The organism is Marinibaculum pumilum, assembly GCF_042646425.1.
Taxonomy (GTDB): Bacteria; Pseudomonadota; Alphaproteobacteria; order Ferrovibrionales; family Ferrovibrionaceae; genus Marinibaculum; species Marinibaculum pumilum.
In genome coordinates, this window is the sequence record NZ_JBHRTR010000027.1 from 125,012 (window position 1) to 138,989 (window position 13,978).

Annotated in this window: 12 protein-coding genes; 1 reads left to right on the forward strand and 11 read right to left on the reverse strand. The window is 69.2% G+C overall.

The window, feature by feature from the left end; translation table 11 throughout:
- Nucleotides 1-20: 20 nt before the first annotated feature.
- The 6 genes from ACFOGJ_RS12525 to ACFOGJ_RS12550 all read right to left on the reverse strand — a co-directional run bounded on the left by ACFOGJ_RS12525 (nt 21) and on the right by ACFOGJ_RS12550 (nt 7,269).
- On the reverse strand, nt 21-3,638 hold the full coding sequence (locus ACFOGJ_RS12525) for a hypothetical protein (protein WP_379900818.1): 3,618 nt from the start codon (nt 3,636-3,638) through the stop codon (nt 21-23).
- A gap of 184 nt (nt 3,639-3,822) precedes the next feature.
- Nucleotides 3,823-4,836, reverse strand: a complete 1,014-nt coding sequence (locus ACFOGJ_RS12530; protein ID WP_379900820.1) for an ornithine cyclodeaminase family protein — start codon at nt 4,834-4,836, stop codon at nt 3,823-3,825.
- 132 nt (nt 4,837-4,968) lie between these two features.
- Entirely contained in the window at nt 4,969-5,382 is a 414-nt protein-coding gene (locus ACFOGJ_RS12535; protein ID WP_379900822.1) for a lipopolysaccharide assembly protein LapA domain-containing protein, read from the reverse strand.
- Between the two features lie 126 nt (nt 5,383-5,508).
- Nucleotides 5,509-5,829, reverse strand: coding sequence for an integration host factor subunit beta (locus tag ACFOGJ_RS12540; protein WP_379900824.1), 321 nt, complete (start codon nt 5,827-5,829; stop codon nt 5,509-5,511).
- A gap of 240 nt (nt 5,830-6,069) precedes the next feature.
- Nucleotides 6,070-7,035: a signal peptide peptidase SppA gene (gene sppA / locus ACFOGJ_RS12545; protein WP_379900826.1), complete on the reverse strand. Its 966-nt coding sequence runs from the start codon at nt 7,033-7,035 to the stop codon at nt 6,070-6,072.
- A 30-nt stretch (nt 7,036-7,065) separates the two neighbouring features.
- Complete coding sequence (locus tag ACFOGJ_RS12550; protein WP_379900828.1) at nt 7,066-7,269, reverse strand: zinc-finger domain-containing protein; 204 nt, start codon at nt 7,267-7,269, stop codon at nt 7,066-7,068.
- A 161-nt stretch (nt 7,270-7,430) separates the two neighbouring features.
- On the opposite strand from ACFOGJ_RS12550, the gene ACFOGJ_RS12555 reads away from it, so the two are divergent.
- Entirely contained in the window at nt 7,431-8,459 is a 1,029-nt protein-coding gene (locus ACFOGJ_RS12555) for an ABC transporter ATP-binding protein (RefSeq protein WP_379900830.1), read from the forward strand.
- A gap of 424 nt (nt 8,460-8,883) precedes the next feature.
- Here ACFOGJ_RS12555 and ACFOGJ_RS12560 read toward each other — a convergent pair whose 3' ends face one another.
- From ACFOGJ_RS12560 to ACFOGJ_RS12580, 5 genes are all read right to left on the reverse strand, one after another.
- On the reverse strand, nt 8,884-9,231 hold the full coding sequence (locus ACFOGJ_RS12560; protein ID WP_379900832.1) for a hypothetical protein: 348 nt from the start codon (nt 9,229-9,231) through the stop codon (nt 8,884-8,886).
- 35 nt (nt 9,232-9,266) lie between these two features.
- Nucleotides 9,267-10,121, reverse strand: a complete 855-nt coding sequence (locus tag ACFOGJ_RS12565; RefSeq protein WP_379900834.1) for an ABC transporter permease — start codon at nt 10,119-10,121, stop codon at nt 9,267-9,269.
- A gap of 10 nt (nt 10,122-10,131) precedes the next feature.
- Nucleotides 10,132-11,409 (reverse strand): ABC transporter permease, encoded by a 1,278-nt coding sequence (locus tag ACFOGJ_RS12570; protein WP_379900836.1) that lies wholly within the window; start codon nt 11,407-11,409, stop codon nt 10,132-10,134.
- A gap of 86 nt (nt 11,410-11,495) precedes the next feature.
- Nucleotides 11,496-12,614 carry an ABC transporter substrate-binding protein gene (locus ACFOGJ_RS12575; RefSeq protein ID WP_379900838.1) on the reverse strand — a complete coding sequence of 373 codons (1,119 nt, stop codon included), beginning with the start codon at nt 12,612-12,614 and terminating at the stop codon, nt 11,496-11,498.
- A 119-nt stretch (nt 12,615-12,733) separates the two neighbouring features.
- Nucleotides 12,734-13,843 carry an ABC transporter ATP-binding protein gene (locus ACFOGJ_RS12580; RefSeq protein WP_379900840.1) on the reverse strand — a complete coding sequence of 370 codons (1,110 nt, stop codon included), beginning with the start codon at nt 13,841-13,843 and terminating at the stop codon, nt 12,734-12,736.
- Nucleotides 13,844-13,978 lie beyond the last annotated feature (135 nt).

Sequence of the window (13,978 nt, forward strand, 5' to 3'; positions counted from 1 at the left end):
CCTGTCCCGCGCATCCCGGGTCAGGCCGCCATGTCGTCCGACTGGTCGCTGCCGGGATCGTCGGCACCGTCCGCCGCATCCCCGGCCGCGTCCGGCCCGGCCTCCGCGAAGGCGAGGCCGGCATCGGCATCCGCCTCCAGGGCGGCGACAGTCAGGGCCGCCTCCGCCTCCGGCGCGTCGAACTCCACGCCGGCATAGTAGATCCAGTGGTAGGGCGAGGTGCTGTCCACATAGCCCTGCACCAGGTCCTCTGCCGGCGGATGCTCGTAGCCGCCATAGACCGACATGTACTGCCGCAGGCTGGTACCGTACTCGTCGGCGCTCTCGATGCCGTTCAGCAGGAACGATGCGGTCGACCAGGCGCCGACCAGGTGCGAGGCGGCCAGCAGGCCGGTGATCGTCACCACGTCGGTATTGGCGTCCGGCCAGGTCACGTTCGGGATCTCCTGGCCCAGCACATCGTCCAGCGAGCTGCCGGCGGCCTGCAGCAGGCCGTCCATCACCTTCAGGTTCATGCCGAAGGCTTCCTGGATCACCGTCTCCTGGATGTCGCTCTTGAAATCCTCGTAGGAGGTGACGCCGTTCTTGCCCGTCCAGGTCCCCAGCCATTCGTTGGTGGAGGCGCCGTTCAGGTAGTAGCTGTCCGCCTCGTAGTAGCCGAGGTCGATCAGCAGCGCCTCGCCGAACTGGTAGCGTCCGGTGAAGCCGTACGAGTTCACGGAGTGGTAGGACATGTCCCGCCAGCCGATCTCGCCCGCCACCCAGGCATGCCAGACATCGTCGCCCACCCAGCCGCGGATCTGCGCCTCGGTGATGTCGCCGGACAGGTAGCGGTCATAGTCGACGCCGGACTCGTAGTTGCCCAGCTCCGTCAGGAAGGCGGCGAAGCTGTTGGCGCCGTCGCTGCCCCCATCGCTGCCCCCGTCGCTGCCGCTGCCCGGGCCCTCGCCGCCTGTATCGGGATCGGGATCCGGCGTGGGTTCCGGGTCGGGTTCGCCGCCGGTGCCGGGCTCCGCCGCCGCCAGGATATCGGCCGCCTTTGCCGCCGAAGCCGGGTCCAGGAAGCTGAAGTTCGACATCGCCAGCTCGTCCAGCCCGACCCCCGCCAGGGTCACCGACTGCTGGTTCGACGGGATCGCGAAGACCGTGCTGCCGCCGCTCTCGCTCAGGGTGAAATGGTCGGGCGCGAACCAGCCGATCGCCAGGCGGTCCGTGGCCGGATCGAAATCGTCGATCACCCGCTGCTCGCCCCAGGCCCAGGTGACGTTGTGCACCTGCGCCTCGCCGGAGCCGGTGTCCGGATTGGGCTCGGGGTCGGGCTCCGGATCGGGCTGGGGATCCGGGTCGGGCTGGGGATCGGGCTGCGCCGCGCCATCCGCTTCATCCAGCACATCGGCCAGATAGGTGCCGGCGCTGGCCGCCTTCCAGGTGAAATTGGCCAGGCCGAGGCTGGCCAGGGACACGCCGAGCAGGGTGTAGCTCTGCTGCATGCCGGGGATCCGCAGTACGGCGTTGCCGTTCTCCTCGGTCAGCTGCAGGTCCTCGCCGTTGAACCAGTCCAGCGCCAGCACGTCGGTCGCCGGGTCGAAGTCGGAGAACGTCCGGTTCTCTGCCCAGGTCCAGGTGATGGCGATGACATTGCCGGCGGGCACGGGCTCGCCGTCGCCGCCGCCATCGCCACCGGTATCGCCGCCGCTGTCGCCACCATCGCCCATGCCGCCGTCATCGCCCATACCGCCATCGTCGCCCATGCCGCCATCGCCATGGTCGCCATGGTCGTGGCCGTTCTCGCTGCCGGGGCTGGTCTGGTGGCCGTCCGTGATCTCGCCCGCCGGCGCTTCCGGGGTCAGCAGCTCCGACCGGCTGACCATGGTCACCTGCTCGACCGTGAAACCGAACACCGTCTCCAGCTGGTCCTCCACGATCTGGTCGTGGTGGAACTCCAGGTTCGCCGGCACCAGGTCCGCCTTCGCGACTCCCGCCAGCAGCAGGCTCTGCCCGGACGGCTGCACCGATAGCAGCAGGCCGTCGTCGGTATCCTCCGCCGTCAGCCGCTCGCGGGTGCCGAAATACAGAAAGCTCAGCTTCATCGTGGCGGGGTCGAAATCCTCCACCACCTCGTGCACGCCGTATTCGTGGCTGCGCACATAGACGGTATCCGCCTCGCGCGGGCCGACACCCAGCTCCCACGACATCACGCCGCCGGCATCCTGGCGCAGATGCTCGTTCTGCACGATGCCCAGATTCTCGATGCTCAGCATGTCGAAGGTGATGCCCTGCAGCACCTGGACCTCCGGTGTCCAGGCCCAGACATTGACGATCGCCACCTCGCCCGACGCGGTCTTGCCCAGGATCGTGTTGTGGACGGAGACGGCGCCGAAATCGATCGTGTCGGTCGCCGGGTCGAAGCCGGTGATGTCGGGACTGCCCGGGTCGACGGCATAGACCGTGCCGGTGCCGATCGCGCCGCCATCGTTTCCGCCGGTATCGCCGCCACCGGTGTCGCCGCCATCGCCCATGCCACCATCACCGCCCATGCCGCCATCGCCATGGTCGCCGTGATCGCCGTGGTCATGACCGTTCTCGCTGCCGGGGCTGGTCTGGTGGCCGTCGGTGATCTCGCCCGCAGGCGCTTCCGGGGTCAGCAGCTCCGACCGGCTGACCATCGTCACCTGCTCGACGGTGAAGCCGAACACGACCTCCAGCTGGTCCTCCACGATCTGGTCGTGATGGAACTCCAGGTTCGCCGGCACCAGGTCCGCCTTCGCGACACCTGCCAGCAGCAGGCTCTGCCCGGACGGCTGCACCGACAGCAGCAGGCCGTCGTCGGTATCCTCCGCCGTCAGCCGCTCGCGGGTGCCGAAATAGAGGAAGCTCAGCTTCATCGTGGCGGGATCGAAATCCTCCACCACCTCGTGCACGCCGTATTCGTGGCTGCGCACATAGACGGTATCCGCCTCGCGCGGGCCGATGCCCAGCTCCCAGGACATCACGCCGCCGGCGTCCTGGCGCAGATGCTCGTTCTGCACGATGCCCAGGTTCTCGATGCTCAGCATGTCGAAGGTGATGCCCTGCAGCACCTGGACCTCCGGTGTCCAGGCCCAGACATTGACGATCGCCACTTCGCCCGACGCGGTCTTGCCCAGGATCGTGTTGTGGACGGAGACGGCGCCGAAATCGATCGTGTCGGTTGCCGGGTCGAAGCCGATGATGTCCGGACTGCCCGGGTCGACGGCATGGACCGTGCCGGTGCCGATCGCGCCGCCATCACTGCCACCGCCATCACTGCCGCCGGTATCGCCGCCTCCGGTGTCGCCGCCGCCCGTATCGCTTCCGCCCGTATCGCCGTCACCGGCATCGCTGCCGCCGTCGGCCGCGGCCAGCGCCTCCGCCAGGACGGTGCCGGCGCTGTCATGCTTCCAGGAGAAATTGTCGATGCTGAGCGCGGAGAGCGGCACCCCGACCAGGGTGTAGCTCTGCAGCATGCCGGGAATCCGCAGCACGGCATTGCCGTCCTCCTCGGTCAGGTCGAGGTCGGCGCCGTTGAACCAGTCGAGTTCGAAGAGATCGGCTGCGGGGTCGAAGTCGGTGATGGTCCGGGTCTCGCCCCAGGACCAGGTGACGGGGATGCTGGCCATAACAGGCTCCTGCCATGTGAACGCATCACGTTCATCTGTAACAGGCCCGCGTCAACAATATGGCAGCGAGGTATCCGAATAGCAATAGATCAAGATGAACGTTAGGCAAATGAAGTGTTCATCCAGCATTCATATAAAAGAAGATAAAATTTGTTTGCCGGCAACAGCGGTTTCCGGTCAGGGTTCAGCGCTCCAGCAGGCCGCGGCGCTCCGCCACCAGGGTCGCGGCGGCCAGGTCCTCCAGCGCGGTGCCCACCGACTTGAACAGGGTGATCTCTTCCGCACCGCCGCGACCCGACGAAACGCCCCGGACAAGGTCGAACAGATCGCCCTGGATATCGGCTTCCGCGATCACGCCATCGGCCAGGCCCTGCACGATCTCGCCCGCCTCTTTCGACGCGCCGGTCCGGGTGTCGACGAAGACCCGCGCCCGCCGCAACGCGGTGTCGTCGGCTTCCCGCATCTGCGGCGTGAAGGCGCCGACCAGGTCGAGATGGGCGCCCGGCCGCAGCCAGTCGCCGTGGATCAGCGGCGCGCGGGACAGGGTGGCACAGCATACCAGGTCGGCGGCGCGGGCAGCGCCTTCCAGATCCTCCGTCGCGGCGGCGTCCAGGCCCTCGGCCGTCAGGCGGGCCGCCAGCGCCGCGGCGCGTTCGGGCCGATGGTTCCAGATCGACACCCGCGCAATCGGCCGCACCGCGGCATGGGCGGCAATCAGGTTGGGCGCCAGGGCGCCGGCGCCGACCATCAGCATCTGCCGGGCGCCGGGCGCCGCCAGATAGTCCGCCGCCAGGGCGGACGCCGCCGCCGTGCGGCGCGCCGTCAGGGCCGCCGCGTCCATCACCGCCAGCGGTCGCCCGGTGGTGCCGTCCAGCAGCAGGTACAGGCCGGCGATCGCCGGCAGGCCGCGGGCGGAATTGCCCGGAACGACGGTGACCACCTTGACGCCGATCGGGCCGTCCGGCCCTGCCTGGACCGCCCCGCCATCGCCCCCGCCGGGGCGATCCGCATCGGGTGCGCCGCTCCAGGCCGGCATCAGCAGAAGGGTGGCGTCGGGCTCACCGCCGGCACCGCGGGGGATGGTGTGGTGATGCCGCAGCGGCACCTCCGCGCCCCGGCGGAAGCCTGCACGCAGGGCCTCGATCAGGTCCGGAAACGGCAGGTCCGCCGCGGTCGCCGCGTCATCCAGGAATTTCATGCCGCAGAATGTCCCGTGCCGAAGGGGGAGGAGGAGATGGCGCCCCGGCGACGGGCTGTCCCGCGCCGCCGCCCTGCCGCGACGCCCGGGCCCAGGGTTGAAGGCGCCGGGCAGAAGGCGCCGGCCCGGAAGTCAGGCCGCGTCGGAGGTGCGCGGCGCGGCGAGGGCCGGGGTCTCCCCCTCCCCGTCCGCCGGACCGGAACCGGCCCGCGCCGCGGCACGGGCCTCGTCCAGCTCGCTTTCCAGTGCCGCGACCTTGCGGCGCAGCGCTTCCTGCTCGTCCCGCGCCTGGGCGGCGTCGGCGCGGGCCTGCCGCGCGCGCCTGCGGCTGCCGCCGCCGGCCATCCATGCCCCGACCCCGCCGAACAGGATGCCCAGAAGCGCTGCCGCCAGCAGCAGCAGGAAGAGCGGCACCTGCCAGGCGCTGCCCAGGCCGATGCTGAAAGTCACCGGATCGCGGTTCACCACCGACAGGGCGATCACGACCACCGCGACCGGCACGAAGATCAGCCAGAATTGCCAGCGCATCGCGTTCCCCGAATTCATCTGGACCAGGATCCCCCCCGCCGCGCACCGGCGCCGGCGGGGGGCAACGGCCCCAGCCTAGGACAGGCCGGCGCCATCGTGAAGCCGCCGTCGTCGCAGGCCCGGCAACAGGCGCATGCGGCCGGATCAGTCGCCGGTGGCGCCACCGCCATGGCCGGCCGATACGTCGTCCCGGTTCAGCCGGTCGCGCAGTTCCTTGCCGGTCTTGAAGAAGGGCACGCTCTTGGAGGCGACGGCCACCGGCTCCCCGGTGCGGGGGTTGCGGCCGACCCGGGCCGGCCGGTGCTTCACGGAGAAGGCGCCGAAGCCGCGCAGCTCGACCCGGTCGCCACGGGCCAATGCGGCGGAGATCTCGTCGAAGATCGTCGAGACGATACGCTCGATGTCGCGCTGGTAGAGGTGCGGGTTGCGCTCGGCCAGCTTCGCGATGAGTTCGGACTTGATCACCGATCCATGCCACACATGCTCAGGGGATCCTCATCAACACCCATGCCGGAACACCCAGGCCGGGACCGCGCCCACCCGGCCACATATGCCGGCACCGACGCCGGAGGAACATGGAACAGGGCTGCAGACTGCCGCCGGCGCGAATCATGCCGACCAGGACACATGCCTACTCGAAACATGTCGGCTGTGAGGAAGAACGAAGCCCGCCCCGAGGAAGCGGCACCGTCGCGCTCCCCCCGTCTATTGCAGCTCAGGGTGCCAAATCGCCACCAGACCGTCAAGCGTAAGTCGTTCAGATAGCAGTGCTTTTCCGCCCAGTGCGGCGATCGCATCGAGCCAGAGCGGCGGCGCCAGGCCCCATTCCCGTTCGACCAGGGGAAGATCCTCCGGCACGTCGCGCTCGGCGGCGAGCCAGGTGCGCGCCTCGCGCTCCGCGCCGATCGTGTCGACCAGGCCGCTGTCCCGCGCCTGGCCGCCGGTGAAGATGCGGCCGTCGGCCAGCGGCCGCACCTCCGCCTCCGTCATCCCGCGCCGCTCCGCGACCAGCCGCACGAACCAGTCCTCGTTCAGCTCGACGATGCGGGTCAGCACCGCACGGCCTTCCGGCGAGATCGGCTTGACGAAGGAGGGCTCGCCCTTCAGCGGCCCGGAGGCGATGATCTCCGGCCGGATGCCGATATCGGCCAGCAGTTCGGAGGCATCGGCGAACTGGAAGATGGCGCCGATCGAGCCGGTGAGGGAGGTCTCCAGCGCATAGATCCGGTCCGCCGCCAGCGCCAGCATGTAGCCGGCGGAGGCGCCGAGCCCGCCGATCACCGCCACCACCGGCTTGCGGGCCGCCACCTCGCGGATCGCGCGGTAGATCGCCTCGCCGCCATAGGCGGAGCCGCCGGGGCTGTCGATATACAGCAGCATCGCGCGGGCGCTGTCGTCCTCGGCGACCTCCTGCAGCACCTCGTGCAGGCTGGGATCGTCGGAGATCACGCCGGAGACGGTGACCCGGGCGACATGGGGCCCGCCCAGATGCGCCCCGCCCAGGCCCGCGGCGCCACCCGGCGCGATCAGCCGCCAGGCAAGGATCACGATGGCGGCCGTGCCGGCGACGATCGCCAGCACGCGCCAGATGTTCAGGCCCCGCCGCAGGCGGCGGCGCTCCAGCGCCGTATCGACCCGCAGGCCGCCGTCCGGCCCTACCGTTTCCGACACGAAATCACGTCCTGCTGTGGCGCCCCGGGATCAGGCGGCGCTGCCCTCCGGCTCCACCGCGGCGGGCGCTTCCACCGCATGGCCGCGCAGCTTGTACCGCCGCCCGCAATAGGGACAGTCGGTATAGTGTGCCGCGCCCATGTTCAGATATACCCGCGGGTGTCCCAGCGCGCTGCCGCCGCCGTCGCAGGCGACGACGTGATCGTCGACGTCGATCGTCTCCAGAGGTTCCATCGCTGCGCAACGCTCCTACATCAGGTCAGGCGCCATCAGACCGCGTCCGGTCCTGTTTGACCGTATCCTGCCGCGAATGATAGCTCCGCCGCCATTCCACACAACCGGGACCGCACCACGGATGCCGGGGTCAATGCCATATTCCGAAGGTCGTCACCAGGATGAATGAAGCCGCGCCCTTTTCCCGCCCCGACCGCAGCCCCGAGCGGGACGGGAACGAAGGGCCGCCCGCCGCGATCTCCGCCCGCGGCCTGCGCAAGGTCTATGCCCCGCATTCCGGCCGCGCCGGCGGCCGGCGCGGCGGCTCCGGCAAGGAGGCGCTGAAGGGAATCGACCTGGACGTGCCGCGCGGCAGCTTCTTCGGCCTGCTGGGACCGAACGGCGCCGGCAAGTCGACCTTCATCAACATCCTGGCCGGGCTGGTGATCAAGACCGAAGGCCGGGTGACGATCTGGGGCCATGACCTGGACCGCGACAACCGCAACGCCCGGGCGTCGATCGGCATCGTGCCGCAGGAGCTGAACATCGACCCGTTCTTCACGCCGGAGGAGGTGCTGGAGTTCCAGGCCGGGCTGTACGGCGTGCCGCAGGCGGAGCGCCGGACGGCAGAGATCCTGGCGGCGATGGCCCTGAGCGACAAGGCGCAGGCCTATGCCCGCACCCTGTCGGGCGGCATGCGCCGGCGGCTGCTGGTCGGCAAGGCGATGGTGCACAGCCCGCCGATCCTGGTGCTGGACGAACCGACCGCCGGAGTCGACGTGGAGCTGCGGCAGCAGCTCTGGGACCATGTGCGGGAGATGAACCGCCAGGGGGTCACCATCGTGCTGACCACCCACTACCTGGAGGAGGCGGAGACCCTCTGCGACCGCATCGCGATCATCAACCAGGGCGAGGTGGTGGCCTGCGACACCACGCCGGCCCTGCTGGCGCGGCTGGACCGGCGCGAGCTGCGCCTGGTGCTGGCCGACGACCTGGCCGCGGTGCCGGCGGCGCTGTCGGACCTGGATGCGGCGCTGCGCAGCCCGCGCGAACTGGTGATCCGCTTCCGCCGCAGCGGCGCCGGGGTGCCCGCCCTGCTGGACCGGGTCCGCGCCGCCGGGCTGGAGGTGCTGGACCTCACCACCGAGGAGGCCGACCTGGAGGACCTGTTCGTGGAACTGACCACAGCGCCGAAGGCCGGGGCCGGCTGAAACGGCGTCGGAACGGTAGAAGCGGTATCGCCACCGCGATCGTCATTCCGTGCTTCACCCGGGATCCATTCCGCGAGCTTTGCTGGATCTGAACGGCCGGCGGAGTGACTTCTCGGGTCAGGCCCTACGCGATTCACATATCTCTTCTCTTCGACGCGCCTCCCTGCTGCCGTCGCCCTCGGGCTCTCCTGCGCGACCGCAGGAGAAATCATACGCCTCCTCCGCGGTGGTTTCTTGATACAAGGGGCATGACGGGACAGGGACGCTGCGCAGCTTCGCCGTCTTGCCACGATCCTCGGCTCGGGGGCCGAGGATGACGGCAAAAAGGTAGGACCGCAGGGCTGATCTGGCCCCGCCGGCGAAATGTGTGAAAGCCGTAGGGTCAGGCCCGGGAACGACGCGCTGCTGACAGAGACGGAACCTGCTACCGCCAGCGCCCTTCCGCCAGCAGGCGCAGCAGCAGGGCGCCGTTGCGGCCGTCGAGCGATTCCATCGCCTCCCAGAAGTTCGGCCGCACCCGCTGCGCCATGTGGGCATAGCCCGCCCGCGCCAGCAGGGCCGCGACGAGGGTGCCCTGGCCGTGGCTCATCGGCAGGCCGCCGCGGCCGAGTTCCTCTGCGGCGATCACCTCTTCCAGGTCGCTGCTGCCGATCGCCGCCTCGATATCCGCCCAGCCGGCGGCCGCCTCCGGCGCCAGGCGCAGCAGGCCGGGCAGCTGCGGTACGGCGGCGCAGACCGCGGCATAGAGGGGGCCGCCCTCGTCCGCCGCCATGTCCGCACCCGGCTTCCCGGCGGGGCCGGCGGCGGTCAGTTCGGCTCGCGGATGCCGCGCATCCGCTCGCTGCGGCGGCGCAGCAGTTCCACCGTGGTCAGCAGCAGGATCGACACCGCCACCAGCACCGTCGCCACCGCCAGGATCGTCGGGCTGATCTGCTCGCGGATGCCGGACCACATCTCCCGCGGGATGGTGCGCTGCTCGACCCCGGCGACGAACAGCACGATGACGATCTCGTCGAACGAGGTGATGAAGGCGAACAGCCCGCCGGAGATCATGCCGGGCAGGATCAGCGGCAGGGTCACCTTGCGGAACACGGTCACCGGCGGCGCGCCGAGGCTGGCGGCCGCGCGGGTCAGGCTGTGGTCGAAGCCTGCCAGGGTGGCGGTCACCGTGATCACCACGAACGGCGTGCCCAGCGCGGCATGGGCCAGGATCACGCCGGGGAAGGTCTGCGCCAGGTTCAGCTTCGAGTAGAAGAAGAACATGCCGGCGGCGGAGATGATCAGCGGCACGATCATCGGCGAGATCAGCACGCCCATGATCAGGCCGCGGAACGGCATGTGCCGCCGCGACAGGCCCAGCGCCGCCAGGGTGCCCAAGGCGGTGGCGATCAGGGTGGCGGAGATGCCGATGATGAAGGAGTTCCGGATCGAGTGCTGCCAGGATTCGGAATCGAAGAATTCCCGGTACCAGCGCAGCGAATAGCCGTCCGGGTCCAGGGTCAGCATCTGGTTGGTGTAGGTGAAGTAGGGCTCGGCGTTGAAGCTGAGCGGGATGATCACGATGATCGGCGCGATCAGGAAGACGAAGATCGCGGCGCAGATCACCCGGTAGGCATAGTACCAGCTGCGCTCCAGCGGTCCGGCATAGCTCGGCAGCGCCATCCCCGTCCCCTCAGTTCAGCCGCAGGCCGTCGGCGCCGACGATGCGGTTGTACAGCCAGTACAGCACCAGCACCCCGGCCAGCAGCATGGTGCCGAGCGCTGCCGCCAGGCCCCAGTTCAGCGAGCTCTGCATGTGGTAGGCGATCAGGTTGGAGATCATCTGCCCGGACTGCCCGCCGACCAGCGCCGGCGTGATGTAGTAGCCGATGGAGATGATGAAGACGAGGACCGCGCCGGCGCCGATGCCGGGCAGGGTCTGCGGCAGGTAGACCTTCCAGAACGCCGTCACCAGGTCGGCGCCCAGCGACCGCGCCGCGCGCATATAGCTGGGCGGGATGGTCTTCATCACGCTGTACAGCGGCAGCACCATGAACGGCAGCAGGATGTGGGTCATCGCGATGATGGTGCCGATCCAGTTGTGCACCATCTGCAGCCGGCCGTCGTCGGACAGCAGGCCGGCGGCGATCAGGATGTCGTTGATCACCCCCTGCTGCTGCAGCAGGACGATCCAGGCCGTGGTGCGCACCAGCAGCGAGGTCCAGAACGGCAGCAGCACCAGGATCATCAGCAGGTTGGAATAGCGCAGCTTCATCGTCGCCAGCAGGTAGGCGATCGGGAAGCCCAGCAGCAGGGTGATCAATGTGATCGCGATGCTGAGCCCCAGGGTGCGCAGGAACAGGTCGATATAGATCTGCTGATAGTCGGGCTGCGCGACCAGCGCGCCGGTCTCGTCGTAGCGCATGTCGACGGCGGAGACGTAGTAGCTGGTGGTCAGCGGGCCGCTCTCGCGCTTGATGATCGACCAGATCTCCGGCTCGCCCCAGCGGTCGTTCAGGTCGATCAGCGCCTGCTTGTAGGGCGCCTCCAGCCGGTCCGCGCGCCGGGCCGCACCGCCGATCAGGCTGCGGGCGCCGCTCATCTCGTAGTTCAGGCGCACCGCCAGCCGGCCGGCGGCGCGGATCTCCTGCGCCGCGGCCAGGTCGGCCACGATCGCGGCATAGGCTTCTTCCCCCGGCAGGCCGTCGCCGTTCCAGCCTTCCAGCGCCTCCACCGTGCGCGGCAGGGTCTGCGCCACCAGCGGGTTGTCGACGCTGCGCCACATCATCTCCGCGATCGGGAAGACGAAGGTGACCAGGATGAAGACCAGCAGCGGCGCGACCAGCAGCAGGGCGTTCAGCCGGCGCCGCCGCTCGGTGCGGCGCAGGCTCACCTTCAGCGGCACGCCGTCGGCGGTGACCAACCGGTCCGCCGCCGTGCCTGTGCCTGAAAGCTGTTCCGCCTGTGCCATGGCCGGTCCGCTGAAAGAGGGAGGGACGGCAGCGGGGCGGGCCGCCGGAGATCGCGCTCCGGGACCCGCCCCGCGAACCGGTCAGCCTATTGCAGCATCCAGCTGGCGAAACGCTCGCGCAGCTGGTCGCCGTAATCCGTCCAGAAGTCGTTGTTCAGGACGATCGGCCGCTTGTAGTTGTCGGGATGGGTCGGCATGTGCGGGCCCATGTCGATGCCCAGGTCGGCATGCTTGCCGACCAGCGCGGAGGAGGAGGCCCGCGCCGGGCCGTAGGAGATGTACTTCGCCTGATCCGCCAGCCGCTGCGTGTCGGTGGCGAAGTGCAGGTATTCCATCACCTCTTCGGTATTCTTGCCGTCGGCCGGCACGACCCAGCCGTCCCATTCCACCAGCTGGCCGTCCCAGATGATGTCGAAGGGCTGGCCCTCGACCTGGGCGGCATTGAACATGCGGCCGTTATAGCCGGTGGCGAAGGCCACCTCCTTGTCGGCCAGCAGCTGCGGCGCCTGGCTGCCCTCGGTCCAGAACACCAGGCTGTCCTTGATGGTGTCCAGCTTCTTGAAGGCGCGGTTCACCCCTTCCGGCGTGGCCAGCACGTCGTAGACCTTGTCGGCCGGCACGCCGTCGGCCAGCAGGGCCCATTCCAGGTTGCCGGCGGGGCGGTCCTGGATCGCGCGGCGGCCGGGATAGTCGGCGGTGTTGAAGAAGTCCTCGACCGTGCCCGGCTGCTTGTCCTTCGGGAACATCTCGGTGTTGTAGGTGATCACCGTGGAATAGACGATCTGCGGGATGAAGCATTCGCCCAGCGACCCCGGCAGGAAGTCCTTGCTTGCCGGCGTGCCGTCCGGCGCCGCCGCCAGCATCTCGTCATGGTCGATCGGCATGATGATGCCTTCGTCGCAGGCGAGCTGCGCGTCGGAGGGCAGCATGTCGACCAGGTCCCAGGTCACGTTGCCGGCCAGGGCCTGGGCGCGCAGCCCGGCCAGCGCGTTGGCGGAGCTGTCGTCGTTGATGATGTTGATATTGGCGTTCTTCTTCATGTAGGGCTCGTGATAGGCGCGCTGCTGGCTGTCGGTGTACGCGCCGCCCCAGGACACGACCGTCAGGTCGGTCTTGTCCTGTGCCACAGCGCCCTGCGGGGCGCCGAAGGCAACGATGCCGGCCGCTGCGCCGATGGCGAGCAGCCCGAATCCCTTGGCAATCATTCTCCGTTCTCCTCTGTTCTTGGTTCGGCCCGTTGCGGGGCCGTCACCGGACAGGGTGGCCCGGCTTCCTTGCGCGCCGGCGCCTATCGCGCCGGTCGCGGACCGCACAGCGGGACGCCTCAGGCGTCCAGCGCACGGCAATCCTCCATGCTCCAGCCGACCCGCACCGTGTCGCCCCGGCGGATGCGGCCGCTGCGGCCGGCATTGGGCACCTTCACGACGAACTGGTCGCTGCCGCAGACATTGACCCGGGTCCGGATATGGTCGCCGAGGTAGATCAGCTCCTCCACCCGGGCGTCGAACTGGTTGGGGTAGCGCTCGCCCTCGGGCTGGATCACCACCCGCTCCGGCCGCAGCGACAGGGTCGAGCGCTCGCCCGCCCCGTTCACGTTGACCTTCAGCGCCTGCACCAGGGAGCCGTCGTCGAGCCGCACCGCGCAGGCATGGCCGTTGGCCGTCTCAACGGTCCCGTAGAGGCGGTTGTTCTCGCCGATGAAGCCGGCGACGAAGGCGTTGGACGGCTCCTCGTAGAGCTGCGGCGGCTCCGCCAGCTGCTGGATGATGCCGTCGTCGAACACGGCGATCCGGTTCGACATGGTCAGCGCCTCGCTCTGGTCGTGCGTCACGTAGACCACGGTCACGCCGAGATTCTCGTGGATATGCTTGATCTCGTACTGCATCTGCTCGCGCAGGTTCTTGTCCAGCGCGCCCAGCGGCTCGTCCATCAGCACCAGCGCCGGCTCGAACACCAGGGCGCGGGCCACCGCGACCCGCTGCTGCTGGCCGCCGGACAGCTGCGCCGGCATCCGCGCGGCGAAGTCCGGCATCTCCACCATCTCCAGCGCGCGCTTCACCCGCGCCTCGATATCGGCGCGGCCCAGCCGGCGCACCTTCAGCGGAAAGGCCAGGTTCTCCGCCACCGTCATGTGCGGGAACAAAGCGTAGTTCTGGAACACCATGCCGATGCCGCGGCGATGCGGCGGCACATTGTCGATGCGCTCGCCGTCCAGGCTGATCGTGCCATGCGTCGCCGCCTCGAAGCCGGCGAGCATCATCAGGCATGTCGTCTTGCCCGACCCGGATGGTCCGAGCAGGGTCAGGAACTCGCCGCGCCTGATGTCGAGGTTGAGGTTCTTCACGACGAGCGTTTCGCCGTCGTAGCTCTTCTGTACGTCACGAAAGCGGACATGCGCGTCGTCGGCGCGCTCCGCCATCCCAGAATCGTCCATCAGCCCCCCGCCGGTTCAGTGCCGACGTGTTGCGTTCTACTCATTCCGGCGAGGGTAGCCGCAGCGCATGCGGGGGGTCAACGCAGGGTCGCCGCGACGGCCCGGGATACCGCAAGCTCAGGTTGCGGCGGCTCC